Origin of the sequence: Sporosarcina sp. P7 (genome assembly GCF_002743425.1) — a bacterium.
Classification (GTDB): domain Bacteria; phylum Bacillota; class Bacilli; order Bacillales_A; family Planococcaceae; genus Sporosarcina.
Genome location: NZ_PDZF01000020.1, coordinates 1 through 25,408 on the forward strand (window position 1 = coordinate 1; position 25,408 = coordinate 25,408).

At 39.4% G+C, this 25,408-nt stretch carries 22 protein-coding genes, 2 pseudogenes and 1 riboswitch; of the genes and pseudogenes, 16 read left to right on the forward strand and 8 right to left on the reverse strand.

The features are described 5' to 3' along the window. From CSV60_RS14495 to CSV60_RS14530, 8 genes are all read left to right on the forward strand, one after another. Nucleotides 1-190, forward strand: a 190-nt coding sequence (locus CSV60_RS14495; RefSeq protein ID WP_199175297.1) for a conserved phage C-terminal domain-containing protein, incomplete at its 5' end; no start/stop codon positions are given. Between the two features lie 311 nt (nucleotides 191-501). Further along, nucleotides 502-1,710 (forward strand): IS200/IS605 family element RNA-guided endonuclease TnpB, encoded by a 1,209-nt coding sequence (gene tnpB / locus CSV60_RS14500; RefSeq protein ID WP_233189643.1) that lies wholly within the window; start codon nucleotides 502-504, stop codon nucleotides 1,708-1,710. A gap of 240 nt (nucleotides 1,711-1,950) precedes the next feature. Beyond that, nucleotides 1,951-2,250: a hypothetical protein gene (locus CSV60_RS14505; protein WP_099637479.1), complete on the forward strand. Its 300-nt coding sequence runs from the start codon at nucleotides 1,951-1,953 to the stop codon at nucleotides 2,248-2,250. Between the two features lie 294 nt (nucleotides 2,251-2,544). Then, nucleotides 2,545-3,051 (forward strand): shikimate kinase, encoded by a 507-nt coding sequence (locus CSV60_RS14510; RefSeq protein ID WP_099630100.1) that lies wholly within the window; start codon nucleotides 2,545-2,547, stop codon nucleotides 3,049-3,051. A 134-nt stretch (nucleotides 3,052-3,185) separates the two neighbouring features. Continuing rightward, nucleotides 3,186-3,278: riboswitch (glycine riboswitch) on the forward strand. Between the two features lie 163 nt (nucleotides 3,279-3,441). Next, nucleotides 3,442-4,542 (forward strand): glycine cleavage system aminomethyltransferase GcvT, encoded by a 1,101-nt coding sequence (gene gcvT, locus CSV60_RS14515; RefSeq protein ID WP_099637480.1) that lies wholly within the window; start codon nucleotides 3,442-3,444, stop codon nucleotides 4,540-4,542. 20 nt (nucleotides 4,543-4,562) lie between these two features. Beyond that, on the forward strand, nucleotides 4,563-5,909 hold the full coding sequence (gcvPA, locus tag CSV60_RS14520; protein WP_099637481.1) for an aminomethyl-transferring glycine dehydrogenase subunit GcvPA: 1,347 nt from the start codon (nucleotides 4,563-4,565) through the stop codon (nucleotides 5,907-5,909). After that, nucleotides 5,902-7,389: an aminomethyl-transferring glycine dehydrogenase subunit GcvPB gene (gcvPB, locus tag CSV60_RS14525; protein WP_099637482.1), complete on the forward strand. Its 1,488-nt coding sequence runs from the start codon at nucleotides 5,902-5,904 to the stop codon at nucleotides 7,387-7,389. Before gcvPA ends, gcvPB begins: the two co-directional genes overlap by 8 nt. A gap of 536 nt (nucleotides 7,390-7,925) precedes the next feature. After that, nucleotides 7,926-8,762 carry a malate synthase gene (locus tag CSV60_RS14530; protein WP_099637483.1) on the forward strand — a complete coding sequence of 279 codons (837 nt, stop codon included), beginning with the start codon at nucleotides 7,926-7,928 and terminating at the stop codon, nucleotides 8,760-8,762. A 452-nt stretch (nucleotides 8,763-9,214) separates the two neighbouring features. On the opposite strand, the gene CSV60_RS14535 is transcribed toward CSV60_RS14530, so the two are convergent. The 4 genes from CSV60_RS14535 to queC all read right to left on the reverse strand — a co-directional run bounded on the left by CSV60_RS14535 (nucleotide 9,215) and on the right by queC (nucleotide 13,280). After that, a complete protein-coding gene (locus CSV60_RS14535) occupies nucleotides 9,215-11,254 on the reverse strand; it encodes a catalase (protein ID WP_199175298.1) in 2,040 nt (679 codons plus the stop codon). Nucleotides 11,255-11,560: 306 nt separating this feature from the next. Further along, nucleotides 11,561-12,049 carry a preQ(1) synthase gene (gene queF / locus CSV60_RS14540; RefSeq protein ID WP_099630094.1) on the reverse strand — a complete coding sequence of 163 codons (489 nt, stop codon included), beginning with the start codon at nucleotides 12,047-12,049 and terminating at the stop codon, nucleotides 11,561-11,563. Between the two features lie 14 nt (nucleotides 12,050-12,063). Next, nucleotides 12,064-12,615, reverse strand: coding sequence for a VUT family protein (locus CSV60_RS14545; RefSeq protein WP_099630337.1), 552 nt, complete (start codon nucleotides 12,613-12,615; stop codon nucleotides 12,064-12,066). Then, a complete protein-coding gene (gene queC, locus CSV60_RS14550; protein WP_099637485.1) occupies nucleotides 12,615-13,280 on the reverse strand; it encodes a 7-cyano-7-deazaguanine synthase QueC in 666 nt (221 codons plus the stop codon). Before queC ends, CSV60_RS14545 begins: the two co-directional genes overlap by 1 nt. A gap of 522 nt (nucleotides 13,281-13,802) precedes the next feature. On the opposite strand from queC, the gene CSV60_RS14555 reads away from it, so the two are divergent. Together CSV60_RS14555 and CSV60_RS14560 are read left to right on the forward strand one after the other, a co-directional pair. After that, a complete protein-coding gene (locus CSV60_RS14555) occupies nucleotides 13,803-14,234 on the forward strand; it encodes a DUF1801 domain-containing protein (RefSeq protein ID WP_099637486.1) in 432 nt (143 codons plus the stop codon). 81 nt (nucleotides 14,235-14,315) lie between these two features. Continuing rightward, on the forward strand, nucleotides 14,316-14,864 hold the full coding sequence (locus CSV60_RS14560) for a DUF7010 family protein (RefSeq protein WP_099637487.1): 549 nt from the start codon (nucleotides 14,316-14,318) through the stop codon (nucleotides 14,862-14,864). 195 nt (nucleotides 14,865-15,059) lie between these two features. Here the strand turns inward: CSV60_RS14560 and CSV60_RS14565 are convergent, their stop codons facing one another. From CSV60_RS14565 to CSV60_RS14575, 3 genes are all read right to left on the reverse strand, one after another. Further along, nucleotides 15,060-15,224: an aspartyl-phosphate phosphatase Spo0E family protein gene (locus tag CSV60_RS14565; protein ID WP_099637488.1), complete on the reverse strand. Its 165-nt coding sequence runs from the start codon at nucleotides 15,222-15,224 to the stop codon at nucleotides 15,060-15,062. Between the two features lie 438 nt (nucleotides 15,225-15,662). Continuing rightward, nucleotides 15,663-16,928, reverse strand: coding sequence for an ATP-binding protein (locus CSV60_RS14570; protein WP_099637489.1), 1,266 nt, complete (start codon nucleotides 16,926-16,928; stop codon nucleotides 15,663-15,665). Nucleotides 16,929-16,987: 59 nt separating this feature from the next. Beyond that, nucleotides 16,988-17,383 (reverse strand): rhodanese-like domain-containing protein, encoded by a 396-nt coding sequence (locus CSV60_RS14575; RefSeq protein ID WP_199173114.1) that lies wholly within the window; start codon nucleotides 17,381-17,383, stop codon nucleotides 16,988-16,990. Between the two features lie 129 nt (nucleotides 17,384-17,512). Between CSV60_RS14575 and CSV60_RS14580 the strand changes: the two genes are divergently transcribed. The 6 genes and pseudogenes from CSV60_RS14580 to CSV60_RS14605 all read left to right on the forward strand — a co-directional run bounded on the left by CSV60_RS14580 (nucleotide 17,513) and on the right by CSV60_RS14605 (nucleotide 24,191). Beyond that, nucleotides 17,513-18,346 carry a lipoate--protein ligase family protein gene (locus CSV60_RS14580; RefSeq protein ID WP_099637490.1) on the forward strand — a complete coding sequence of 278 codons (834 nt, stop codon included), beginning with the start codon at nucleotides 17,513-17,515 and terminating at the stop codon, nucleotides 18,344-18,346. A 163-nt stretch (nucleotides 18,347-18,509) separates the two neighbouring features. Beyond that, nucleotides 18,510-19,307, forward strand: a pseudogene (locus CSV60_RS14585) (ribonucleotide reductase N-terminal alpha domain-containing protein); the annotation flags it as partial. A 328-nt stretch (nucleotides 19,308-19,635) separates the two neighbouring features. Continuing rightward, the gene (locus tag CSV60_RS14590; protein WP_369823654.1) at nucleotides 19,636-20,793 is read left to right on the forward strand and encodes a hypothetical protein; all 1,158 of its coding nucleotides are present in this window, start codon (nucleotides 19,636-19,638) and stop codon (nucleotides 20,791-20,793) included. Nucleotides 20,794-21,004: 211 nt separating this feature from the next. After that, nucleotides 21,005-21,835 carry an HNH endonuclease gene (locus CSV60_RS16085; RefSeq protein WP_233189645.1) on the forward strand — a complete coding sequence of 277 codons (831 nt, stop codon included), beginning with the start codon at nucleotides 21,005-21,007 and terminating at the stop codon, nucleotides 21,833-21,835. A 90-nt stretch (nucleotides 21,836-21,925) separates the two neighbouring features. Further along, a pseudogene (locus tag CSV60_RS14600) lies at nucleotides 21,926-22,528 on the forward strand (vitamin B12-dependent ribonucleotide reductase); the annotation flags it as partial. A gap of 235 nt (nucleotides 22,529-22,763) precedes the next feature. Next, the gene (locus CSV60_RS14605; protein WP_099630082.1) at nucleotides 22,764-24,191 is read left to right on the forward strand and encodes a carbon starvation CstA family protein; all 1,428 of its coding nucleotides are present in this window, start codon (nucleotides 22,764-22,766) and stop codon (nucleotides 24,189-24,191) included. Between the two features lie 111 nt (nucleotides 24,192-24,302). Here CSV60_RS14605 and CSV60_RS14610 read toward each other — a convergent pair whose 3' ends face one another. Continuing rightward, complete coding sequence (locus tag CSV60_RS14610) at nucleotides 24,303-25,292, reverse strand: DUF1385 domain-containing protein (protein WP_099637492.1); 990 nt, start codon at nucleotides 25,290-25,292, stop codon at nucleotides 24,303-24,305. Between the last annotated feature and the right edge of the window lie 116 nt (nucleotides 25,293-25,408).

Below are 25,408 nucleotides of genomic sequence, written 5' to 3' on the forward strand. Positions count from 1 at the left end.
TAAAGAACTTAAAGAATCTTTAAAAATAAAGAATAAAGACCAAGTCGAGATGAATCTCGACGTCGCATGTGTTGTCATTAATTATCTGAATGAGAAAACCGGTAAGCAATTTATAGCTACATCTGTAGCTATAAAGATATTAATTCATGCAAGAGTGGGAGAGGGCTATACACGAGTGGATTTCATATGATTAATTGATCGTTATGTATCCCAGTGGATCAATCCAAAATACCAGGCACACTTGCGTACTCTGAAGCTATTTACTGATACCAACTTGTAGGATAATTTTTAAAAATTACAATAGCTGAAAAATCTTAAACATAATATATTAGCTTTGTTTAAAACCCTTAAATTAGGAAGCATGAAAGGAATTTCATACAAAAGTTAGCTAGTCAAATAGAAAGATATTTAAAAAGTTATAATTAATAGTTATAAAGGGTACAAACTATTTGAAAAATTCTGAAACGGTATTATAATAAGGTATAGATGGGAGTGATATCAGTGGTTCAAAAGGATTTTCGCATGAAGGGATACAAATATAAGATTCATCCGAATGTTGAACAACAAAAAATGATTAACCAAACCATTGGTTGTGCTCGGTTCGTTTATAATCATATACTATTTGAGAATTTGGAACGTAGAAAGAGATCTTTACCATGGCTTTCAAAATTTGATGCCATAAAAATCCTCCCTGAATTAAAAAAATCGTTTGAGTGGTTAAAGGAAGCGGATTCTATTGCACTTCAATCAAGCATTGAATACTTGTATCAGGGCTTTAAACGTTATAATAAAATGAAAAAAGTTTTGCACAAAAAAACTGTTAAAAAATATGAAGAAATTAACTATATTCCTACGGAGTATGATAATCTAGGTCATCCTCGATTTAAAAATAAGAAGCACTCAGTCCAAAGTTATACAACCAAAAACTCCCGTGGATGTATAGAAATTAAAGAAAATCGAATTAAACTACCCAAATTAGGATGGGTACGTTTTTCCAAATCTCGTGACGTTGAAGGTATAATTAAAAGGGTTACAGTTAGTAAGAGTCGATTGGGGAAATATTCAGTTTCTATAATCTGTGAGTTGGCGTATTCACCATATAAACCTGCAAAGAACGAATCGATTGGCATTGATTTAGGTATTACAAATCTATTAGTTTTATCAAATGGAGAAATAGTCCGCAATCCCAAGACGTTTCAATCTTACAAAAAAAGATTGGCATTTCTGCAACGAGCATTGGCACGAAAACAAGAGGGATCGAAATCTTGGGAGGAAAATAAAAGGAAAATAACGAAAGTTCACCAGAAAATAAAATGTTTTCGAGAAGACTTTTTGCAAAAACTTTCCACTCGTTTGATTCACGAAAACCAAGTGATAGGATTAGAAAGTTTGCAAGTCAAGTCAATGGTGAAGGAAAAGCAATTGAGTGAAGCAATCCATGATGCAAGTTGGTCGAAATTTGTAAACATGTTGAATTACAAAGCTAATTGGTACGGAAGGATAATAATATCAATTGATTCATTCTTTGCATCTAGTCAACTTTGTAGTGAGTGTGGTTTTCAAAATAAAGAAATTAAAAATCTTAAAATACGCTCATGGGTTTGTCCATCGTGTAGAGCAGTACATGATCGAGATCTTAACGCAGCAAAAAATATTAAAATAGAAGCTATCAGATTATATAAATTAGAAAGAGATTCCGCGTGTATTTAAAACTAATTCAACCGTTGGGACCCGGGGATAGCCTGATTACTTTGTGCTAGAAGTACAATTGCCCAGGAATTTCTTGCCTCGCAATAAGAATGCAAGGTGAGGAAGTTCAATAATTTGTGTAAGTCTCTTTAATTTTTAATAGAGAATATTCTCGAAGTAAAAAAGATGATTAAGTCAATAAAATCATACTCAACCATTCCTAATAAGATTTTAGGAATGACTATGAAAAGGAGAAATTAAATGTTTTTAAAAATGCCTGAAGGAATTAGTTTAAATGGAGATGAAATTTTAACAACTTATTTCAGCCCTAACGATAATAGTTCTATGATTTTGGTACTAGGTGAAAACATGAATAATGAAAAGGATGGTTGCTCATTTGTATACTTGTATCAATGTATTGATGGTGAAGTAGATCATGGGATTGATGCATTCGTTTTTAGCAGTGGAGAAAAAGCTCGAAAGTTCGTAAATAGTATACCAGAGATGAGAGCGCTTGATTTTATGCTAGAGGGGTTAGGAGTAACACCACAAATCTGTTAAAGAATAAACTAATAATATTTCAGAAAGGAATTATTCGGGTTGTGTGTGATCGTAATAAAAAAGAGGTCGACTCCTTTAACTTTGAAGGAAGCGGCTTCTTTTTTTGTTAAGTAAAAAATTGTCATAGAGCATAATAATTCTACGTGAGCTGTACAGAAATTAAGTCACAGCTTTACGGAAACATATAGAATTATGCTGAAATAGAGGGTAAGATAGTATCTACAGAATATACGACTGGCTTGAAACCTATTATGAGCGTAAAGCAGTTGAATTAATGAAACGGGATGGATGAAAATGAAAAGGATTTATTTAGTGGGATTCATGGGGTGTGGAAAGAGCGCAATCGGTAAACGGCTGCATACGTTAACAGGTATTCCGTTCTTTGATATGGATCATGAAATTACAGAACAAATGCAAATGACGATTCCTGAGATATTTGATCAATACGGCGAACTGTATTTCCGACAGTTGGAAACAGAATTTCTCGAAAAATTCCCTGAAGAGTATTGTATTGTGGCGACCGGTGGGGGTGTTGCGGTAAAAGAAAAGAATATTCAACTGATGCGTGAAACGGGTATCGTGTTTTTCCTCAACGCATCATTCCGTGATATTTGGCGAAGAATCTCGACTGATGTCAATCGTCCGATTGTACAACAATCTTCGCGGGCAGAATTAGAAGCCCTTTATAAAAAACGCAAATCGAAGTATTTACAGTCTGCCCATTTCACTGTGGAAACAACGGGAAAATCTTTAACGGACATTGCAGAATATATTATCTTTCAAATTGAAAGATATCAATAACTCATTTAAAAAGCGAATGATTTAGTTTGTAGTTGAGCTATCATTCGCTTTTATGCGCTATTAATAAATAGATTGCGCTTACTTATATAAAATGTTAAGATATCAGTGAAGAAAAAATTAACTCAATAATGCGAATGATTGTATGGGGAGAGCGCGCATTAGGCGCCGCCGAAGGAGCAAATAACGAATGTTATGAATCTCTCAGGTAACAAAACGCATACATGACGCATCTCTGGAGAGTGCTGAGTAATCAGCGGCCGAAGAAAGTATGGAAACTGTAAAGCTTTCAGGCAAAAGGACAGGGGTTCTCTTTTATAGGAGACCCCTGTCCTTTTTTTGATGAAGTACATACTGATCGTTCCTTGATCAGAACAAAAAGGAGGAAACAGTTTGACAAATCAATTATTACGTACACCGTTATTTGAAAGTTATAAAGAGTACGGGGGTAAGACCATCGACTTTGGCGGCTGGGAGTTACCTGTGCAGTTCTCTAGTATTAAAGCGGAACACGAAGCTGTTCGGACAAAAGCGGGTTTGTTTGATGTCTCGCATATGGGAGAAGTGTTTGTCAGTGGTGGCGGAGCGCTCGACTATTTGCAAAAGCTTGTGACGAATGATGTTTCCAAACTGAAAATAGGCCAAGCACAGTATACAGTGATGTGTAATGAGCAAGGTGGAACGATCGATGACTTTTTAATTTATAAATTAGAGGAAGCGCGTTATTTATTGGTAGTCAATGCATCGAATATCGAAAAAGATGTAGCTTGGATGGAAAAGCAACGGATTGACAATGTCGTCATTGACAACCAGTCTTCCAATTACGCGTTACTTGCATTGCAGGGACCGATGGCTGAGTCGGTATTACAGAAACTGACGGATGAGCCACTTGAAGAAATCAAGTTTTTCCGTTTTAAAGAACATGTTCAAGTGGACGGAGAAAATGTACTCGTTTCACGTACTGGTTATACGGGAGAAAATGGATTTGAGATCTATGGTACACCCGAAGCAATCCAAAACTTGTGGACAAAGATTTTGCTGGAAGGCAAAGAAGACGGTGTCGTACCTGCAGGTCTTGGTGCACGAGACACATTGCGCTTTGAAGCAGGTCTACCTCTTTACGGTCAAGAATTGAGAGAGGATATTTCTCCATTAGAAGCAGGGCTTGGTTTCGTCGTAAAAGTGAATAAAGAAGAAAATTTCATTGGTAAAGATGTTCTTGTAAAGCAAAAAGAACAAGGTGTGGAACGTAAGCTAGTTGGACTGGAAATGATCGATAAAGGAATTCCACGTACTGGTTATAAAGTGTTTGTGGGTGACCGGGAGATCGGCGAAGTCACAACGGGTACGCAGTCTCCTACATTAAAAAAGAACATCGGTTTTGCGCTTCTATCTACAGAGTTCACTGAGCTTGGTACGGAAGTGGAAGTGGAAATCCGCGCGAAACGTCTGAAAGCAAAAGTCATTGCAACACCTTTCTATAAAAGATCATAAGTGAAAAGGGGTAAAAAATTATGAAGCATCGTTATCTACCTATGACGGAGCAAGATCAGAAAGATATGCTAGAAACAATTGGAGTTTCCTCTATTGATGAACTTTTTTCGGATATTCCGGAGAAAGTACGATTTAAAGGGGAGTACCAAATTAAACCGGCTAAATCCGAAACATCTCTTTTAAAAGAACTTGGACGTTTGGCTGCGAAAAATATAAATGCTCAGGATTATGCTTCGTTCCTAGGAGCGGGAGTCTATGACCACTATCGTCCAATTATTGTAGATCATGTCATTTCACGTTCAGAATTTTATACGGCATATACACCATACCAGCCCGAAATTTCACAAGGCGAGTTACAGGCGATTTTCGAATTTCAGACGATGATTTGCGAATTGACAGGCATGGAGCTAGCGAACTCTTCCATGTATGACGGAGGCACGTCACTTGCTGAAGCGGGGACACTTGCTGCAGGTCATACACGCCGTAAGAAGTTACTTGTATCTGCTACGGTTCACAACGAATCACGCGCAGTTGTGAAGTCATACGCAGACGGGCAGTACATTGACGTGGTAACGATTCCACATACAAACGGTGTAACGGATATCGATAAACTTAAAGAAATGATTGACGATGAGACTGCAGCAGTGCTCGTTCAATATCCGAACTTTTACGGCCAAGTAGAAGATCTACAAGTAATCAGCGATATTGCACATGAACATGGGGCACTATCGATCGTCTCGGCTAATCCACTTGCACTTGGACTCTTGACACCACCTGGCGCGCTTGGAGCGGATATTACGGTTGGAGATGCACAACCATTCGGAATTGCGGAATCATTCGGTGGACCACATTGTGGGTATTTCGCAGTATCGAAAAAGTTGATGCGTAAAGTTCCTGGTCGTCTAGTTGGTGAGACGAATGACGATCAAGGGCGTAGAGGATACGTACTGACATTGCAGGCGCGTGAGCAACATATTCGTCGTGACAAAGCGACATCCAATATTTGTTCAAACCAAGCGCTGAACGCTCTTGCGGCATCCGTTGCGATGACAGCCCTAGGTAAAGAAGGAATTAAAGAAATCGCTTATCAGAATATCGCGAAAACAGCTTATGCGAAACAAGCATTTGAAAAAGCTGGATTTGAAGTGAAATTCGGTCCTGCGCATTTCAATGAACTCGTAGTGGATTGTAAATCACCTATTAAAGATGTCAATAAACGCTTACTTGAACAAGGAATTATTGGTGGATATGATTTAAGTCTCGTAGATGAGAGTCTGGCGAATCACGCACTGATCGCTGTAACAGAACAACGTACGAAAGAAGAAATCGATGCATACGTGCAAGAACTGGAGGCTATCCATGCATAAGGACAATCAATCACTCATTTTTGAACTATCCAAACCCGGACGAATCGGTTATAGCTTACCTGAATTAGATGTGCCTGAAGTAGACGTTACGTCCATTTTGTCTCAAGGCGTAATTCGTACGGAAGACGCGGAACTGCCTGAAGTATCTGAGTTGGACATCATGCGTCACTATACTGCGTTGTCTAACCGTAATCATGGTGTCGATACAGGATTCTATCCATTAGGTTCTTGTACGATGAAATACAATCCGAAAATTAACGAAGCAGTTGCTCGTTTCCCAGGCTTCGCACGCGTTCACCCGCTACAAGACGAATCCACTGTACAAGGTGCACTCGAAGTAGTATACGATCTGCAACAACATTTAGCTGAAATCACGGGTATGCCACAAGTTACATTGCAACCTGCAGCTGGCGCGCATGGCGAGTGGACAGCATTGATGATGATCCGTGCTTTCCATGAGGCGAACGGTGATACGCAGCGCACGAAAGTACTTGTTCCAGACTCCGCTCACGGAACAAACCCAGCTTCTGCAACGGTTGCTGGCTTTGACACCGTAACAGTGAAGTCAAATGAAAAAGGCTTAGTAGATCTTGAAGATTTGAAGTCAAAAGTAGGTCCTGATACAGCGGCGTTGATGTTAACGAATCCGAATACGCTAGGTCTTTTCGAAGAAGACATCTTAGAAATGGCGGCAGTGGTTCACGGAGTCGGTGGAAAACTCTATTACGACGGTGCGAACTTGAATGCGGTTATGTCCAAAGCACGCCCCGGCGACATGGGCTTTGATGCAGTTCACTTGAACTTGCACAAGACGTTCACAGGTCCTCACGGCGGTGGGGGACCAGGTTCAGGTCCGGTAGGTGTAACAGATGAATTGGCGGCATTCATGCCAAAACCCGTTGTTCAAAAAGTAGATGATCGCTTCGTGTTGAATTACGACGTGCCACAATCTATTGGTCGTGTGAAGCCGTACTACGGAAACTTCGGTATTTACCTACGTGCGTATACGTATATTCGTTCAATGGGTCCTGACGGCTTAAAGGCTGTAACGGAATACGCAGTACTCAATGCGAACTATATGATGCGTCGTCTAGAGCCATACTTCGACCTTCCGTATACACAGCACTGTAAACACGAATTTGTTTTGTCTGGTCGTCGTCAGAAGAAACTTGGTGCACGTACACTCGATATGGCGAAGCGTTTGCTAGACTTTGGTTATCATCCGCCAACAATCTATTTCCCGTTGAACGTAGAAGAGGCTATAATGATCGAGCCGACAGAAACGGAATCCAAAGAAACATTGGATAACTTCATCGAAGCGATGATTCAAATTGCTAAAGAAGTAGAAGAGAATCCGGAAATCGTTCAAGAAGCACCACACACAACTGTCATTGGACGCCTTGATGAAACGAAGGCAGCGCGTAAGCCTGTGTTGCGTTATATAAAAGAACAGTCACCAGTAGAAGAAACAGTACAATAATAAAATACATTGAATGGAGCGCCGCTAAAAGTTAGCGGTGCTTTTTGAATTGAAAATACTATAGCACTCTGGTCACTCTTCCGTTATACACAGGGTGTTTGAAGAATACAATATTAAGAACCAATAGATCATCGGAAGAGAAATAATGATTCGATTTTTATATGCTGTAAACCCCATGGTTCATGAAGATATCTCGCGGAACGTGTGGACTACATATGGATAGCAGTAAGAATAAAACTAGTTCTAAACATAGTCTCGTAAAATCAAAATTGTATATTATACGATAAACAAATGACCGATGTCAACCGTAAATTTGAGAAAATTCGAATTATGTGTTATACTGTATATGTACAAGTAAACAGGACGGTATGTAATACTCCTGCGCAACTTATTCCAGTTAGGAATGAAGGGCGCATTTTTTGAATTTGAAAAATGGGTGGTTGTATTTCGATGAAATAAGATGTGAAAACACGGATTACGTTAATTAGATTAACTGTAAAGTAGTTATCAAAGAATTTATAGGAGGAGATTGTCTAGTGAATTTAATTAATGAAGAAATTACTCATAACGTGTTTGGTGAAGGAAATATCGTGGAACACGAGGAGTCATTTATCACCGTTGACTTCAATAAAGATCGTAAAAGATTTGTCTATCCCGATGCATTCGAGAATTTTATTACTTTAAACAATCGAAGTATGGCAGAGTCTTTAGAGAAGGTCTTCGTGGAACGAAGAGCAGAAGAAAAAATATTGGAAAAGAAGCGTAAAGAAGAGAAGGCTATCCGGGCGCTTGAACAGCAACGTAGGGAAATATTAAAGAACCATAAAATTCATGAAAGCTCACAAATTGTCTTCTGGTTAGATAAAGAAAGACAGTTTGAAGTATTTAGTGATTGGGAAATATCTACTGGAAGCATACAAAGTGGGAAGAATAAAGGATTACCCAACCCAGTAACTCGTTTGCGTCCGAACAGTGCAGGTGTTCTGACTGTGAGAACTTCAGATCAAGCGGAAACGGAAAGAACCATTACGGGTCTTTTCATGGTTGATGATACGTTTACTGGAAGTATCGGCGAGGACGGTTTGGTGCCTACACACCCTGAATATAGAATTCAACTTACAGAAGAAGAAGCCGAGAAAATGCTTTTCTGGAATTACTATAAAAATAAGAACTATCCTGAACGTACATCATGGAATTCAGGTACATTCCGTTACTTTGATAATATTTGGACAGCTCAAATTTTAAAAGATATTATCGCGTTAAAAACGGATGAAGAGCAAATCAAAGAAGCACAAGAATTTCTGAACTATTTCTGCAAATTAAATGCCATTGACATAAATAATATTCCGGAAGCTGAAGGAGTTTTACGTTAACGTGTAAAATGACTTTGGATGGAATACTTTATTACATTACACGTAAAGCTACCAGATACGGGCACGTGATGACGAGCCGGTAACTGGTAGCTTTTTACTTTTTAAAATTGTTCTATTGATATAGCATATAGCATGCTGAGAATACTATATCAAGTGATTAGTAACATACAGCGTACAGAATAAAAAGTGGTTATCGATCGGACTATAAAATGAAGACCCAAATAGCTAAATATTTGGATCGTCTTGTCTTTTAATTTCCCAGGTAATGAAAAGCGATGACAATCATTACGATGAAAAGCGTGGTATATGTTAGCGCAAAAGAAGTGAGAGTTCATATGTTTCAGAAATAATATAGTGACTTTGTCATGATGTGTTTTCGAAAGTTATATTCATGGATTTGAATACAAAGAAGCGTCACTCTAAATGAAGAGTGACGCTTCTTGCTTTACATATTAGTAAATATCTCGTTCCCAAAAACGTTGCTGTGTAATAGCGAGTATAAAATCATCATTAAACGTAGCGCTATTTTCTCCAAGTATGATACCCGGTCCCTTTTTTGCGTCAGATGCTGTGAAAACAGTGTTTCCGGTTTTGGCAACACCAATCGGTTTATAATGTCTGAATGCCTCATTGATGAAATAGACACTATCGGCATTGAACTTCGCTTGATTGGCTGCGTTTCCGCCTACTATATAGAGAGAGTCGAATAAAACGGGTGCTGTAGTCATAAACGTTTCATTGACATGAATCTCCAATCCGTTTTTACCTGTTACCGTACCAAGCTTCTCACCGATCGTATATGCCCAAACTCCATACTTTGCTAGATGTTCAATTGTCGACTTCACTTCTTCGTCAGAGAATCCGTCACCAATGAGAATACCAACCTTCAAACTGTATGGATAGCGGGGAGTATTTTCTTGGCTCAGCGCAGGGGATGACTCTGTAACATTGACTTGTTCACCAGTTGGCTTATTCACTCCTACATTGTTTGCGATTAGTGTAGCCATTTCCTGATCGACGTTTGCGAACATATCCACTACTTGTTGTCTCACACTTATACTACTCACTTTTCCGATCTCAAAGCTAAACGCGTTAATAATATGTTGTTTTTCCGGCGGTGACATACTATTCCAGAAGAGTCGAGCTTGAGAAAAGTGATCTTTGAATGATTCGCTTCGCGCTTGAATAATTCGACCTTCCACTTTTTCAGCATAGTGAACAAATCCGCCTTCTTTTGCTGTGGAAGTGGAAGGTGTATTATCAGCCAAGGAATTTTTATGATAACTTACTTTGCCGACATCAATCCGCTGACGATTGAATCCATTTCTCTGATTGTTATGGAATGGACATACTGCACGATTAATCGGAATTTCTGTAAAGTTTGGCCCACCGAGGCGGTATAGTTGAGTATCGAGATAAGATAAAAGTCTTCCCTGTAAAAGTGGATCATTAGTGAAATCTATACCTGGCACTACGTTGCCGGGATGGAAGGCGGCTTGTTCAGTTTCAGCAAAGACGTTCGTGACGTTTTGATTTAACGTCATTTTGCCGATGATTTTAACAGGCACTATCTCTTCTGGCCACAGTTTTGTTGCATCGAGAATATCAAAATCGAACATGAATTCGTCTTCTTCTGCAATCAATTGGACGCCAAATTCATATTCAGCAAAATAGCCTTTATCAATACATTCCCATAGATCTTTGCGTTGGAAGTCTGCATTTTTTCCAGCGATTTTCTGCGCTTCGTCCCATACTAATGAATGTACGCCGAGTATCGGTTTCCAATGAAATTTTACGAAAGTAGCTTGACCTTCACTGTTGATCAACCTGAATGTATGAACACCAAAGCCTTCCATCATTCGCCAACTTCTAGGAATCGTGCGGTCCGACATTTGCCACATCACCATATGGGCGGACTCTTGATTGTTTGCTATGAAATCCCAGAAGGTATCATGGGCAGAGGCTGCTTGAGGCATATCTGTGTCCGGTTCAGGTTTGACTGCATGAACAAGATCGGGAAATTTCATGCTGTCTTGGATGAAAAACACAGGTAAATTATTTCCGACCAAATCGTAATTTCCTTCTTCTGTATAAAACTTCACCGCAAAACCCCGGACATCTCTTGCCGTATCAACCGATCCTAGATTTCCAGCTACGTTAGAAAAACGAGTGAAAACGGGTGTCTTCTGTCCTGCTTTCTGGAGAAAGTCAGCTGTTGTATAGTCTTTCATTGATTCGTATAACTCGAACTCACCATGTGCTGCATATCCTCTTGCATGAACAACTCGTTCAGGAATCCGTTCACGGTCAAAGTGCATGAGTTTTTCTTTTAAATGGATTCCTTCCATTAAAGTAGGTCCACGTACTCCAGCTTTTAATGACTCTTCATCATTGGATACTTTCACTCCTTGATTGGTCGTAAGCTTTTTCCCTTTATTGTCCACTTTAAATTGATCCAACTGCTGACTTTTTCGATTCTGTTTTCTATTCATATTTTCGTTTGCCGATTCATCTTTCACGAAATTCCCTCCATTTACTGGTATATGATGATGAATACTTCACGTCCCATTTATACCGTATGTGTAAGCGAAGATAAAAATTCCGATAGTGTATGTGATGAGATTAAAATTACATACATTTTAATGAAAGGGCTAGGAATGGATGTAAAGTATAGCTATGTATATCATTTGTTTTGCATTGTAAGGCAGTTTTTATATGTGTTCCGCTCTATTTTAAGACAAATAGTAAAATGCCAGGCACGGAGACATTTTAGGATTGTCTGTGCCTGGCAGGGAAAATTATCTATTATCTATCTTTTCGGGATATAAATCATGTTGAAAAAGTCTTTCTTTAGCCATTTGTTCAAAATACGTTCCAGGTTTCCCGTAATTGCAATACGGATCAATTGAGATACCACCACGCGGGGTGAACTTGGCCCATACTTCAATATAGCGTGGATCCATTAAATGAATCAAATCTTTCATAATTAGATTTGCACAATCTTCATGAAAACCTGGATGATTTCGGAAACTGAACATATAAAGCTTTAACGATTTACTTTCTACCATTTTCACATCAGGAATATAGGATATATATATGGTAGCAAAGTCAGGTTGGCCAGTGATTGGACACAGGCTAGTGAATTCAGGAATATTAAATTTAACAAAGTAATCATTGTCTTGATGTTGATTTTCAAACGTTTCTAAAATGTCTGGATCATATTCATAGTTATATTTTGTCTCTTGATTGCCGAGTAATGTCAGGTTGTTTTTACTGTTTTCTAGCATTTTTCAAACCCCTTTTAATGTACTTCTGAAACATTTGGTTCATATATATTTAACTTCATCACAACTTGTCTAATTCCACCCGCAACAATTAACTGCATTAACACTTTCGCTATCCATTGTCCGAGTATAGCAAATGGAACCAATTCCCACGGCACGAAGTGAAGCCCTAGTGGACCGATACCAATAATTACAAATAAACTAGAGTCTAAAAAGCCGGCCACAACACCGGAAAATAGTACTCTTTTTACAAAAGGTAATTTAAAGCGGGTGTAAATTTCAGTATCTGCTGTTTCCGAAACAATAAAACTAAGTGTACTTGCAAAGACGATCCATAGTTGATCCCCTAATAAATGACTTGTAAGAGCAGATAATAAAAGTGCGACTCCAATCAATATGTATGTTTGATGTCTTCCGAATCTATTTTGGACCATATCTCTCATGACAAGTGTTAATCCAATGAACAAAGTACCGTAGGGAATAATGAGTGGACCTAGTTCAAGTGGTGCAAATCGTGCTGTAATTACATTGGCAAGAATGATGGATAATAAATAAATCGTAATTCGGATCATGAGGCATGTTGTCCTTGTAAGTATTTCGCTAGTCCGTCATTTCTCAGCTTGCAAGCGGGACATTCTAGGCAGCCATTGGCGATCACACCGTTATAGCAAGTTAATGTGTTGTCTCTTACGTACTCCAGCCGACCCATTTGATCCGCTAATTTCCAAACTTCTGCTTTGTCTTTCCACATTAAAGGAGTGATTAAATCAAATGTATAGTCCATTGCTAAATTCAACGTCGTATTTAAAGAACGAATAAACGCATCACGACAATCCGGATATCCACTGAAATCCGTCTCGCTTACACCGGTTATAATCGCATTCGCGCCAATTGATTTAGCATAGATTGCTGCAAATGAAAGAAATATATGATTCCGTCCCTCGACAAATGTATTGGGGACACTTCCTTCCTCTGCTTCAATTTGCATGTCTTTTCTGGTCAAGGCGTTCGAGGTTAACTGATTGAGAACGTCCATTTGGATGATTTTTTGTTTAACTCCTAAGTCTTTCGCGATCTTTGTAGCGCAATCAACTTCCGACTTATGTCTTTGCCCATACAAAAACGTGACGGTTTCTACTTCATCAAATTCTTCCATTGCCCATAATAGGCAAGTGGTAGAATCTTGTCCGCCACTAAATACTACAACTGCTTTATTCACTCTACATTCCTCCATAGTTTTGTTTTTAGAGGGGATGGTTACGAACCCTCTGCAATAATCGAAGTAACTTACCTACATATAGCTAAGACACCTATGATTATCAATAGTTAAATATACACGTTAATTATACTTTTCACAAGTAGATTGAGAATGCTAACAGTAACTGGTATCTTTAATAAAACATGATGAAAGCTGAAGTTATATCCATGTTAGATAATATTTTTATAGATGCAACAATTCGGGAAGCGACAACAAAAAAGATTGATTTTTCGGTCATTTAAATAATACAAAGGCATATGTGTGATACTAACGTCATAAGAACGACGGTGCGATTTCCCTTTAATAAAATCAATATGCGATACCGGTGCTGTAATCAATAATCTTTTCTAATTTTCGATTAGTTGTATTTACAGAATAGTAGTAAAAGAATCAAAAATTGTGTATTCCAGTTAAGTTGGGAGGATCAGACAAGTAGTGATCTAGAAATCATTATAGATTAAGCATAATTCAACGAAATAGTAGAATGGAGTGTATTCAATGTACGAATTAAAAACTAAAGAAACCGATCGTAGTGTCATTGAATTTATTGAGGAAATTGGTCAACCTAAAAAGCGTGAAGATGCTTTTAAATTAGTAGATATCTTCACCGAAACGACGGGGTATAAAGCGAAAATGTGGGGACCTAGTATTATAGGGTTTGGCAAATATCATTACAAATATAGTTCTGGTCATGAAGGGGATGCGCCAATCGTAGGTTTTTCACCACGAAAAGCCAAAATCAGTTTATATATAACACTTGAAAATGAAGAGCGAGAGAAACTACTGAAGGATTTCGGGAAATATACAACAGGTAAATCCTGTATATACGTCAACAAAATTGCGGATATTGAAATAGAGATATTAAGGAAATTAATAAAACAATCTGCGGCCTTTATTAAAGAAATCTATCCAAACACAGAAAAACTATAGAGTGGAGTATGTGCAATAGATATCCATTGCATTATTTAGCGATGCTGTTTTACAAGAGAAGAGGAAAGGTGGAAGATTTCTTTGACGATATATGAGATGAAAAATGATTTATCGATTAAAGGGAGAAATGGGATCTCATTTATCCTATCTGCTAGTGTAATTTGGTTGATTATTACCATTATATTTATGCAGTCAATAGAAATAACTCAGAAAAATATGTGGATGCTTTTTTCAACAGGTTTAATGTTCCCGCTTTCAGTTGGTATTTCATATGTACTAAAGGCCGATTGGAAATTTAAAAATAATGCCTTAGGTAGTTTAGGGTTATATTTGAATCTAGCACAGATTCTCTATTTTCCGATACTTTTTTGGAGTATGTTAAAAAGCCCACAGGAAGCAATTATGATATTTGCCATTATTACGGGGGCGCACTTTTTCACATATGGGTGGTTTTATAATGCCAAACCTTATTATATATCGGCTCCAATTATTGCGATCGGCATAATGTTTTTAGGCCTTTATACAACGGCAGACAATCTATGGGTGATACCCCTCTCTATGGTTGGCGTATTATTACTATTAAGCATCGCACTACATATGGATTATAGAAAGGTAGTGAAGCGAATATGACTAATGTTTATTGGATTATTTTCCTTCACGCAATAGGTAGCCTAGCGATTTCCATAAAATCAAGTAATATTAAATGTCGAATTTAATTGAAGTCTTGAATGATAAAGTGTAGGCAATACAAAAAGACAGTTCCAAAACGGGAACTGTCTTTTTTGCTTGGAACTATTATTGATACTATGTATGGGACTTCAATAGTTATGAATAAATTCCTTGCACTCTGTTCAATAGGCTATCCAGTCGCTGGCTACTTCTTACAACGCTTGGATGTGTGATTCCCAAGAATTCGGCTTTCTTATACATGATAATTCTCTTTACTTCAATTCTAAACAATAGTAAATGTTTTTTAATAGATTTATTCATTTTCTTCCTCCGTAATATATATTACGCTTCAAGTCATGTGGCGGTTATCTTGTTCGTCATAGAAGCAACTTACTTATCATATATAAAGCGAAATGAAAAGTATGTCGCATTTTGACTGACTACTATATTATTTTCAGATTATGACGGAAATGTGTATGATGATTGATAATTCAAGCATTATAGGCGGAATAAAACACCCTTAAATCGACACTACTGTTGTTTAATGTATAAATCACTGTGAATAATAGAAGCTTACTATTATATACTTGTGATCATATGGAATTACAACATTCACAAGCCATTACGGTCTTTGAAAGTAATGCGCATCTTTGTATGGAAATCAGAGTCTATAACTAGACTGAGTGACACCGCGTAAAAATATTCATAACCAAGAAAAAGAGGTTGTCTTGAACAATTCAAGACGACCTCTTTTTCGTTTTAATAACCAATGGGTGAATCGGTTTCCCATTCATCACGAGTAGCTTGTCGATGCTGCTTCTGTAACTGGCGGATTCGTTCTTCATATTGAATGTTCTTCTCGTAATGGTAAGTAAGCGCAATCGACATATATAATTCATTCAACTGTGATACTGAAAGGCCTTTTGTCTGCTTCGCTATTTCTTCAATTTGTTCTTCCGAAAGTATCTTTTTGCGATCCAGTTTTTCCATGTATAGCTTACGAACTTCTCGTGTCGGGGATTTGATTTCATATGTGCTGTCAAATCGGCCTGCACGGTTGATGAGGGCAGGGTCAATGCGTTCAGGATAATTGGTCGTACCAATTATGAATAGGCCGTCACGGACATGTACGCCATCTAGAATGTTCAGAAATGTGCTTCTCATATGTTCAGGCATGGAGTCCATATCTTCAATGACGAGGATGGCGGGTGCTAGGCGTTCGACTGTAGTGAACACTTCTTGTACGGAATGACTTCCTGTGAATTCCGTGATTTGCCAGTAGACGACAGGTGCGTCAGTTGTTCCGGTGATGGAACGCACAAGCGTCGTTTTGCCGTTACCCGGAGATCCGTACAGCAAGATCCCTCTTTTATATGGCAGCCCGTATTCTTTAAAGAAAGCCCCACCGTCTCGGAAGAATTCATCGATAGAACGAAATAGATCATTTTTCAAATGTTCATCGAGCAGGACGTCACTGCGCTCGATTTGTGTGCCAGCGCCATACGTCTTTTTTTCCATACCTTCTTCCGTATCCACTAAATACGTAATATTCGTTTTCATCGCTTCTCGTTGAAGTTGATTCAGCACTTCGATGAAATCTTTGACGTGACTCGCAGATGGCGCAAATACTGTATGCTCTGACCAAGTGGAGCCTGTCGCGACATAATAGCTAATATTGGCGATGGCGATTTGATGTTCAGGAAAGAATAGCAACTGATTGTCAATTGTTTCAGCGCCTTGTAGTGAAAATGCATCAGTTGATACGTCTTGCTGAATCTTTTGTGTCGGCAATGTGGCGTAGATATGACTAAGTGATTCATAAGGCAATTGTTTGCGATGAATCAATTCAGGAAGCATCGTTTCTGTGTAAGAAGCGAATTCATCGACTTGGATGATTTGCCAATCGGCAGGTGAACGTTGTTGAAGTGTGTCAAGAATCGCTTCAATGACGACACCGTAATTGTGATAATGTGTCAATTTTTCGTATTGTGCCGAATGAAGTGGAATTAAAAAAGATGGTATCATTACTAAAACACTCTCCCTATAAATAAGTAGATCCTCCTTTTTAAGGAGGATCTACAATGTTATTTTGTTTTAATTTTACCTGACCACTGTTTAAATCCACCACGTAGCTGATAGATTTCTGTACAACCTTTTTTCTTCAAGAACAGCGCTGCACGGCCTGTACGGCTAGTGTTTTGGTCATAAAGATAAACGGGTTTATCGGGGCGGATTTCCTTATAGCGCTGTGAGAACTGTGTAAATGGAATATTACGCGCACCTAAAATATGTCCAGCTTCGAAATCTTTTGGTTCACGCACATCGATCAATTGTGCTTTGCGATACCCTTTAATAAACTCTTCTTGTGTCAGACTGGTCAATGCCTTCCCGACCCGTATGTATGTTATAACGAAATACAAAATGACCGCGAGCACGGCTACTCCCAAAATATAATAACTCAAAAAAACTTCCCCCTTCATCAATATCTCTATTATAAAGATTATCTGGCATCAGTTCAATCCTAATGATAAAATGAAATGCGTTATTGTTTTTTTCATTGACGATTTCCTATACTATTGGTGGAGTATAAACACGAAGGAGAATAGATTATGACAAAAGCCGTGTGGCATTATGTAGACTCTGGGAAATGTAGTCCTTCCTTCAATATGGCGCTGGACGAAGCGCTGCTTGACTTACATAGCCGAGGTGAAATCGGACCGGTTCTGCGTTTTTATGAGTGGGAACCCGCTACATTATCGATAGGGTACTTCCAGCGTATTGAAAAAGATATCGATATGGAAAAAGTGAAAGAACTTGAGCTTGGATTTGTCCGAAGACCAACAGGGGGGCGTGGTGTCCTGCATGAACATGAGCTTACATACAGTGTAATTGTTAGTGAAAAATACCCGAATATGCCGGAGACGGTGACAGAAGCATACCGTGTGATTTCTGGCGGATTGCTGCAAGGATTTCGTAATCTAGGGCTTCAAGCAGAATTCTCGATTCCGGATCAAGAGATCACAGCGCAATTACGAAGTCCAAAGAGCGGTGTTTGTTTTGATGCACCAAGCTGGTATGAACTTGTCGTAGAAGGTAAAAAGGTTGCCGGCAGTGCCCAAACACGTCAAAAAGGCGTGATTTTGCAACATGGGGCAATTTTGATGAGCTTAGATGTCGATAAATTGACATCTATTTTTACCTATTCATCGCCCGCTTTGAAAGAACGCGTACGTAGAACGTTGCCAGATCGAGCAATTGCGATTGACCGATTGACGGACCGCAAGATTTCAACAGAGGAATGTAAACAGGCCTTTTCTAAGGGATTTGAAGCGTCGCTCGACATTTCATTGGAACCACTTGAATTAACACCGGAACAGCTTGCTTTGGTCCATCAAATTGAAAAAGAGAAATATGCCAATGATGACTGGAATTTCAAGAAATGAAATTAGTACTTTGGTTTTATTTTTTTGTTGAAATGTCGTAATATCAACGATTTTACGTTTTTGAAAAATACATGTCGATTGATATACTATTCAATATGTAGTAGATTATTTAATAAGCTAAACACTATATATAGTGTTTGGAGCGTTATGAGGAGGATGTTATATGGTTACGATGTCAAAACAAGGCGAACCAATGCTTGATAAGCAACAGCTGAATGAGGATATTGCGAATTTCCCTCAAGTTCACCCGGTTACCGAGGATATGAAGCTGACTCACAGCGGAGTATCACGTCTAGTAATGATCGATCGGTATTCATTTAAAGATATGGAAAAGAAGTCATTAAAAGAAGGCGATTTTGTCGTTCTTACAGTGAGAGAAGATCCAAAGTTCCCCGCTCGTGGGTTAGGTTATATTACAAAACTTGATAAAGCGAACGGAAAAGCGGAGATCTGGATTGAGCCAGAATATCGTTCATCGATCGATGATCTGGACGAGCAACAAAAAGGAATGATTACACGTCCCCTTGATGTGATTGAGAAGCCGCTGGAAGTGTTCTACGAGCAAATTGCGAAACGTAATGCGACTGGACTTGCATCTGTTGAAAAGACGGAAGATAGAAGAACGCAGTCGTATAACATGTTCTATGATCAGTTGAAGGCATTGAACTTCATTCCAGCTGGTCGCGTGCTGTATGGCGCAGGATCGGATACGGATGTCACGTTCTTTAACTGTTATGTGATGCCGTTTGTACCCGATTCCCGTGAAGGAATTTCCGATCACCGCAAGCAAGTGATGGAGATTATGAGTCGTGGTGGCGGTGTAGGAACGAACGGTTCGACATTGCGTCCACGCAACACATTGGCACGCGGTGTCAACGGGAAGTCATCTGGATCGGTTTCATGGCTGGATGATATTGCGAAGTTGACTCATTTGGTTGAGCAAGGCGGATCAAGACGTGGTAAAGAGAAGTGCCTCGTCTATAAAAAAACCTCGTGAATTGCTGGAAACTCTTATGACTTGTTGGCTACAACGTGACTGGAAACGGTGAGCGTGAATGCTTGAAAACAACAAGTGGTGAAAGACAATCAGCAGCCAAGCCTCTAAGACGAATGTTATGAGGAAGGTTCAACGACCATCGAAAGCATGCGAACAGCAGAAGCGAGTAGAGTAGGGTTCAAGCGAACTCGAAGTGCGAGGACACCTCTTATAAGGTGTAAGATATGGTCTGAACTCTATGGTGACTTAGAGAGTTGATGTAGCGTATCAACGTAACATAATGGCTCAAATGATCATGTTATCAAACTGGCACCCGGACATTTATGAATTCATCATCTCCAAAATGCAAAATCCGCGAATTTTGCGTTATTTGATCGAAAACACAGAGGACGAAATGATCAAGAAGTTGGCAGATGAGAAACTGAATTTCAAACCTTTGACAGCACAAGAAGAAGCGATGTATCAAGGCATCACAAACTATAAACAAATTCCAGGTCAAGGTGGTTTTAACGCAGCGATTATCCGGGACGCTGAGCTGAAGCTTCAGGATGGCGGAACGTACACCGTTCATAATCCGGAATTCCTGACAGGAGCGAATATTTCCGTAACATTAACGGATGACTTCATGAAAGCGGTGGAAGAAGACGCGGATTACGACTTACGTTTCCCGGCAGTCGAAAATTATTCTCCTGAACAAATGAAGCATTATAATGAACAGTGGCATGAAGTTGGCGATGTACGCGAATGGGAACGTCTAGGTCACGAAGTTCGTGTGTATCGTACGATTAAAGCCCGCGCACTATGGGATTTAATTAATATCTGTGCTACGTATTCAGCGGAACCAGGCATATTCTTCATTGATAATGCAAATGACGACACGAATGCGAAGGCTTACGGACAGCAAGTTGTAGCAACGAATCCGTGTGGTGAACAACCACTTGCACCATATTCTGTCTGTAATTTAGCTGCTGTCAATCTTGCTGAGATGGCAGACAAAAATACGAAGACGGTTAACTTTGAAAAGTTGAGAGAGACGGTACGGACTGGTGTGCGTATGCAAGATAACGTCATCGATGCTACACCGTACTTCCTTGAAGATAATAAAGTACAAGCTCTTGGCGAACGCCGTGTAGGTCTTGGTGTGATGGGGCTTGCTGATCTTCACATCTACTGTGAAAAAGAATACGGCTCGCCTGAAGGAAATCAATTAGTGGATGAAGTATTTGAAGTAATTGCGACAACTGCTTACCGCGAATCGATTGAATTGGCGAAAGAAAAAGGAAGTTTCCCGTTCCTAATTGGTCAAACGGATGAAGAAACGAAAGCATTACGTCATGCTTTCATTAATTCTGGCTTTATGAAGCGCATGCCAGAAGATATCCGCGAATCGATTTTGGAACATGGAATTCGTAATTCACATCTCCTAACTGTTGCTCCAACGGGTAAATGAATTGCCCCCGATGCAAGTAATTGCATCGTGAACATCTGGCTATATGCGGGAAACTCTGAGAATCTTTTTGTACCTGTAACTTGCCATTACGCTCGAGGTAAAAATCAAAAGGTGCAGACAATCCGCAGGGAAGTCATGGCTGACCCCTCAACGACTACACGCCGGACAACCGAATTATCCATTACAATCTCTTTGAAAGAAGTGAATTGCTTTGGAGAAAAAATGTTTAAATTGCTCAGTCATTATCAAAGTTAAACCCAGCCATTATGAAAGAAAGAAATATTGCTCTCGAAAATGTAAAGGTGAATATCAGACAAAACAGGGAAATTTTAATCAACATTTAAGTACTAAACAAGAAGTATCTTGTAGTTACTGTAAAACAAAGATATATAGAAAGAAATGCCATGTTGAAAAATCCACAGATCTCTTTTGCAACAGGACTTGCAACACGCTTTTTAAACGGGAAGTAAAGAAGCCGGGTCCAAAGAGAGAGCGAATTTCTCTGATTTGTCAAGAATGCCAAAATCCGTTTGAGGTCGTAAAGAGCAGATTAGACGCAAAGTATTGTGGAAAAAACTGTCTAGGCGCCGCAAATGGAAGAAGAGCAAAAGAAAAACTTTCAAAACAAGTAATGGTTTCATGCAGCTATTGCGAAAAGACATTCCATAAAAAACCAAGTGTAGTAAAAAACTTAAACTTTTGTACAATCGAATGTATGGGTATTTATTATTCTAAAAACCAATTATTTTCTGGAAAAAATAGTGGTACTTGGAGTGGTGGCAAAATCAGCTACTACGGTCCAAATTGGTTGTCTCAACGTAGAATTGCAAGAAAACGTGATGAGCATACTTGCCAACGTTGTGGAATTCTAGAAATAGAATATGGACAAGAATTATCAGTCCATCATATTATTCCTTTTTCTACAACAGATGATTATGAAATAGCAAACGAATTAAGTAATTTAATAAGTGTTTGTGAACCTTGTCACCGAATAATTCATTCTGGTGAAAATCATCCTAGCAAGTTTAAACAAAAATTATAATCGGTTGATGATATAGTCTGACCCATGTGGCGACATATGGAGCGGGTACTGATAACCCCGCCCTCCTGAATAAGGAGAGTAACAAAAGTGAGTACTGGGACAATGGTAGGAGTTTCAACTGGATTAGAACCTTATTTCTCATTCACATATTATCGCAGCGGACGCTTAGGGAAATTCATCGAAGTAAAAGCAGCGATTGTAGAAGAGTATTTGCAGGCTCATCCTGATGCAGATCCGAATAACTTGCCTGAGTGGTTTATTTCTTCAATGGAATTATCACCAGAAGCGCATGCGGATGTGCAATGTATCATTCAGCGCTGGATCGACAGCTCGATTTCTAAAACCGTTAACGCACCACGCGGCTATACAGTGGAACAAGTCGAGAGTGTGTACGAGAGATTGTATAAAGGCGGGGCAAAGGGCGGTACGGTATACGTCGACGGTAGCCGTGATGCACAAGTACTAACTCTGAAAGCGGAAGATAATATTCCGGATACAGAAGAAGTAGTTGAAGTGATAGAACAGCCGAAAGTCGTGCTCGTTAATACAATCCAAGCATTGCGTTCTACAAATGTTACAATCGGTTCAGAAGTGGGCGACACATGTCCAGTTTGCCGACAAGGTACAGTAGAAGAAATAGGCGGATGTAACACGTGTACCAATTGCCAAGCACAGTTGAAGTGTGGTTTATAATTCAATACTAGACAAAACCCCGAATGCACTTATGCATTCGGGGTTTTGTGCTTTCATAGGAAAAGGATAACAGCCTTCTCTTGTAGGTAAATATCGTATTCGTAATAAATGTTAAATTATTTCAAAAATCTATGTTGATATAATTTTCAAACTATTATATACTAAATTGAAAATTGTTTGATAGTATAACTATCTATCAGACAAATACATAAAAAGACGAGAAAGAAGGGGTTTCATGCTGACATTTTTATCATCCATCGTCTTATTAATCATTGGTTACCTAACGTATTCGAAAGTGGTCGAAAAGGTATTTGTGATTGATGATGCAAGGAAAACGCCTGCCTATACGCAGGCTGATGGGATGGATTACGTGCCGATGAGTTGGTGGAAAGGCTGGTTGATCCAATTACTGAACATCGCAGGCTTAGGCCCAATATTCGGGGCAATTGCGGGCGCGTTATATGGACCTGTCGCATTCATTTGGATTGTGTTTGGTAGTATTTTTGCAGGAGCTGTTCATGATTACTTTTCTGGCATGTTATCTCTAAAACACGGAGGTGCTCAATTCCCTAAAATTGTAGGAGAGTATTTAGGTGATTTCGCCAGACGTTTCATCAATGTGATTTCAATTGTTTTAATGGTTCTTGTGGCGGCTGCCTTTACTGCAGGGCCAGCGCAACTTATTTCATCCATTACACCGCTGTCATTTATCGTGTCACTTATTATTATATTTGGTTACTTCGTGTTGGCGGCTATTTTGCCGATCAATAAAATTATAGGCCGTTTATATCCAGTGTTTGGGGTAGTGTTGATCGTGATGGCAGTTGGAATCGGTGGCGCGTTATTATTTGGTCCTGAAAAAATCCCGAATTTAACTTTACAGAACTTACATCCTGGAGAGTTGCCAATTTGGCCATTGCTGATGGTAACGATTTCTTGTGGAGCTATCTCTGGTTTTCACTGTACGCAAAGTCCAATTGTTTCTAGAACGATGAAAAAGGAGTCGGAGGGCCGGAAAGTGTTTTATGGCGCAATGATTGCGGAAGGTATCATCGCAATGGTATGGGCTGCGGCAGGTATGACATTCTTTGGTGGTACGGCAGGATTGCAAGGCGCCTTGGCTGCGGGTGGTCCTGCAGGTGCAGTAAACGAAATTTCGAGTACATTACTAGGTTCGTTTGGTGGAATGTTAGCTATTTTAGGTGTGATTATTTTGCCGATTACAACGGGTGATACAGCTCTTCGTTCAGCGCGTATGATTTTCACGGAAGCGACATCTAAGTGGTTGAATCCCAATAAAAAGTGGGTGGTTTTAGCTAGTACATTGCTATTAGGTGTACCGATGTTCTATCTATCCACAATCGACTATTCGTTCTTGTGGCGGTATGTTGGCGGCACGAATCAACTGGTAGCAGCCATCATGCTTTGGACCGCAACCTCTTATTTAATCAGAGAAAAGCGAACACATTGGATTGCGGGAATTCCTGCACTGTTCATGACTGCAGTCGTTGTGACGTACTGGATGTATGCTCCTGAAGGTCTACATCTAGACTACGCTGTATCTGTAGGTACAGGAATTGCAGTTTCAGCTGCGATTGGTGTGTTTTACATACTGAAAGTCATTCAATCGAAACAAGTTCCAGTTATTGTGAGTGAACAATAGAAAAAAGGACCTTTAGCGAATGTGCTAAGGCCCTTTTACTTTCATGAAAAATTTTGTGGAAATATGAGCCTTAAACATGTAAAAAATACATTGGAGGCTCTTTGTTTAATCTTATGAAAGAAGAGGTTTTGGCTCATTCTCTTCTTCGGTTTCTGCTGCTAGTTGGGGATTCAACACACCTACTCCGTGTTCTTCCACTTCCAATAATTTTTCAAAAGAAGCAATGGCAACTTCTACTTGCTTGTCGTCTGGCTCTTTTGTTGTTAATAATTGCAACCAAAGCCCAGGGTATCCTAGATAACGAAGTACCGGTACGTTGCGCACCGCATTCGTCAACTGTAATACTTCAAATGATATGCCGAGCACTACCGGAATTAACAAAATCCGATTGAGGACGCGCAACCAAAGTGGGTCGGTTGGAACTAAGAAGTAGATGAACATTCCGACGATGACCGTGAACAAAATGAAACTACTACCGCATCTATAATGCAATCGGGATTGCGACTGTACATTTTCTACTGTCATTTCCATATTACTTTCGTAGTTATTGATGACTTTATGCTCTGCGCCGTGATATTGGAAAACGCGCTTGATCAGCGGTGTCATAGAAATCAATCCGATATACGTCAGTAACAAGAATAGTTTAAAGAAGCTTTCGATCATAATTTGTGCCGTTTTGCTAGGTGCCACGGATTGAAATAACTCCGCTAAGAAAACGGGTGCAAGTGTAAAGACGAACTTACCAAAAATAAACGACAACACTCCGACTGCCGCCACTCCAAGCATCATGACTAGTTTCGACGTCTCTTCTTCTTTAGCATGTTCCACTTCTTCGCCAGGCATCACATCGTAGCGATCACTTGCAAACGTCAAATGCTTAGAACCATTACCAGCCGATTCGATTAGCGCGACAATACCACGAATTAAAGGAATTTTTTTTAATTTGGTGCGTATAGGATGTGATTCTCTCGGTACATGGTAGTACTCGATCGTATCATCTTTACGGCGAATAGCTGTCACCGTATCCTTCTTTCCACCGAACATTACACCTTCTATAAGTGCTTGACCTCCGTATGCCGGAGGAGTTTTCTGTTGGCTCATAACATACCCACACTTTCTGTCGTAAGAAACGATATTCCCATTGTACTAAAAAAAGTGAAATTGCACCATTGAGATGTTTAAAAAGTTGTAAATTGCCCGACACTGCAATGGGAGGT

Excerpts from the sequence above, each read along its gene's own strand:
- CSV60_RS14505 (WP_099637479.1), top strand. The coding sequence starts at position 1,951 with ATGTTTTTAAAAATGCCTGAAGGAATTAGTTTAAATGGAGATGAAATT.
- CSV60_RS14510 (WP_099630100.1), top strand. The coding sequence starts at position 2,545 with ATGAAAAGGATTTATTTAGTGGGATTCATGGGGTGTGGAAAGAGCGCA.
- gcvPA (WP_099637481.1), top strand. The coding sequence starts at position 4,563 with ATGAAGCATCGTTATCTACCTATGACGGAGCAAGATCAGAAAGATATG.
- gcvPB (WP_099637482.1), top strand. The coding sequence starts at position 5,902 with ATGCATAAGGACAATCAATCACTCATTTTTGAACTATCCAAACCCGGA.
- CSV60_RS14535 (WP_199175298.1), bottom strand. The coding sequence starts at position 11,254 with ATGAATAGAAAACAGAATCGAAAAAGTCAGCAGTTGGATCAATTTAAA.
- queF (WP_099630094.1), bottom strand. The coding sequence starts at position 12,049 with ATGCTAGAAAACAGTAAAAACAACCTGACATTACTCGGCAATCAAGAG.
- queC (WP_099637485.1), bottom strand. The coding sequence starts at position 13,280 with ATGGAGGAATGTAGAGTGAATAAAGCAGTTGTAGTATTTAGTGGCGGA.
- CSV60_RS14555 (WP_099637486.1), top strand. The coding sequence starts at position 13,803 with ATGTACGAATTAAAAACTAAAGAAACCGATCGTAGTGTCATTGAATTT.
- CSV60_RS14565 (WP_099637488.1), bottom strand. The coding sequence starts at position 15,224 with ATGAATAAATCTATTAAAAAACATTTACTATTGTTTAGAATTGAAGTA.
- CSV60_RS14570 (WP_099637489.1), bottom strand. The coding sequence starts at position 16,928 with ATGATACCATCTTTTTTAATTCCACTTCATTCGGCACAATACGAAAAA.
- CSV60_RS14575 (WP_199173114.1), bottom strand. The coding sequence starts at position 17,383 with ATGAAGGGGGAAGTTTTTTTGAGTTATTATATTTTGGGAGTAGCCGTG.
- CSV60_RS14580 (WP_099637490.1), top strand. The coding sequence starts at position 17,513 with ATGACAAAAGCCGTGTGGCATTATGTAGACTCTGGGAAATGTAGTCCT.
- CSV60_RS14605 (WP_099630082.1), top strand. The coding sequence starts at position 22,764 with ATGCTGACATTTTTATCATCCATCGTCTTATTAATCATTGGTTACCTA.
- CSV60_RS14610 (WP_099637492.1), bottom strand. The coding sequence starts at position 25,292 with ATGAGCCAACAGAAAACTCCTCCGGCATACGGAGGTCAAGCACTTATA.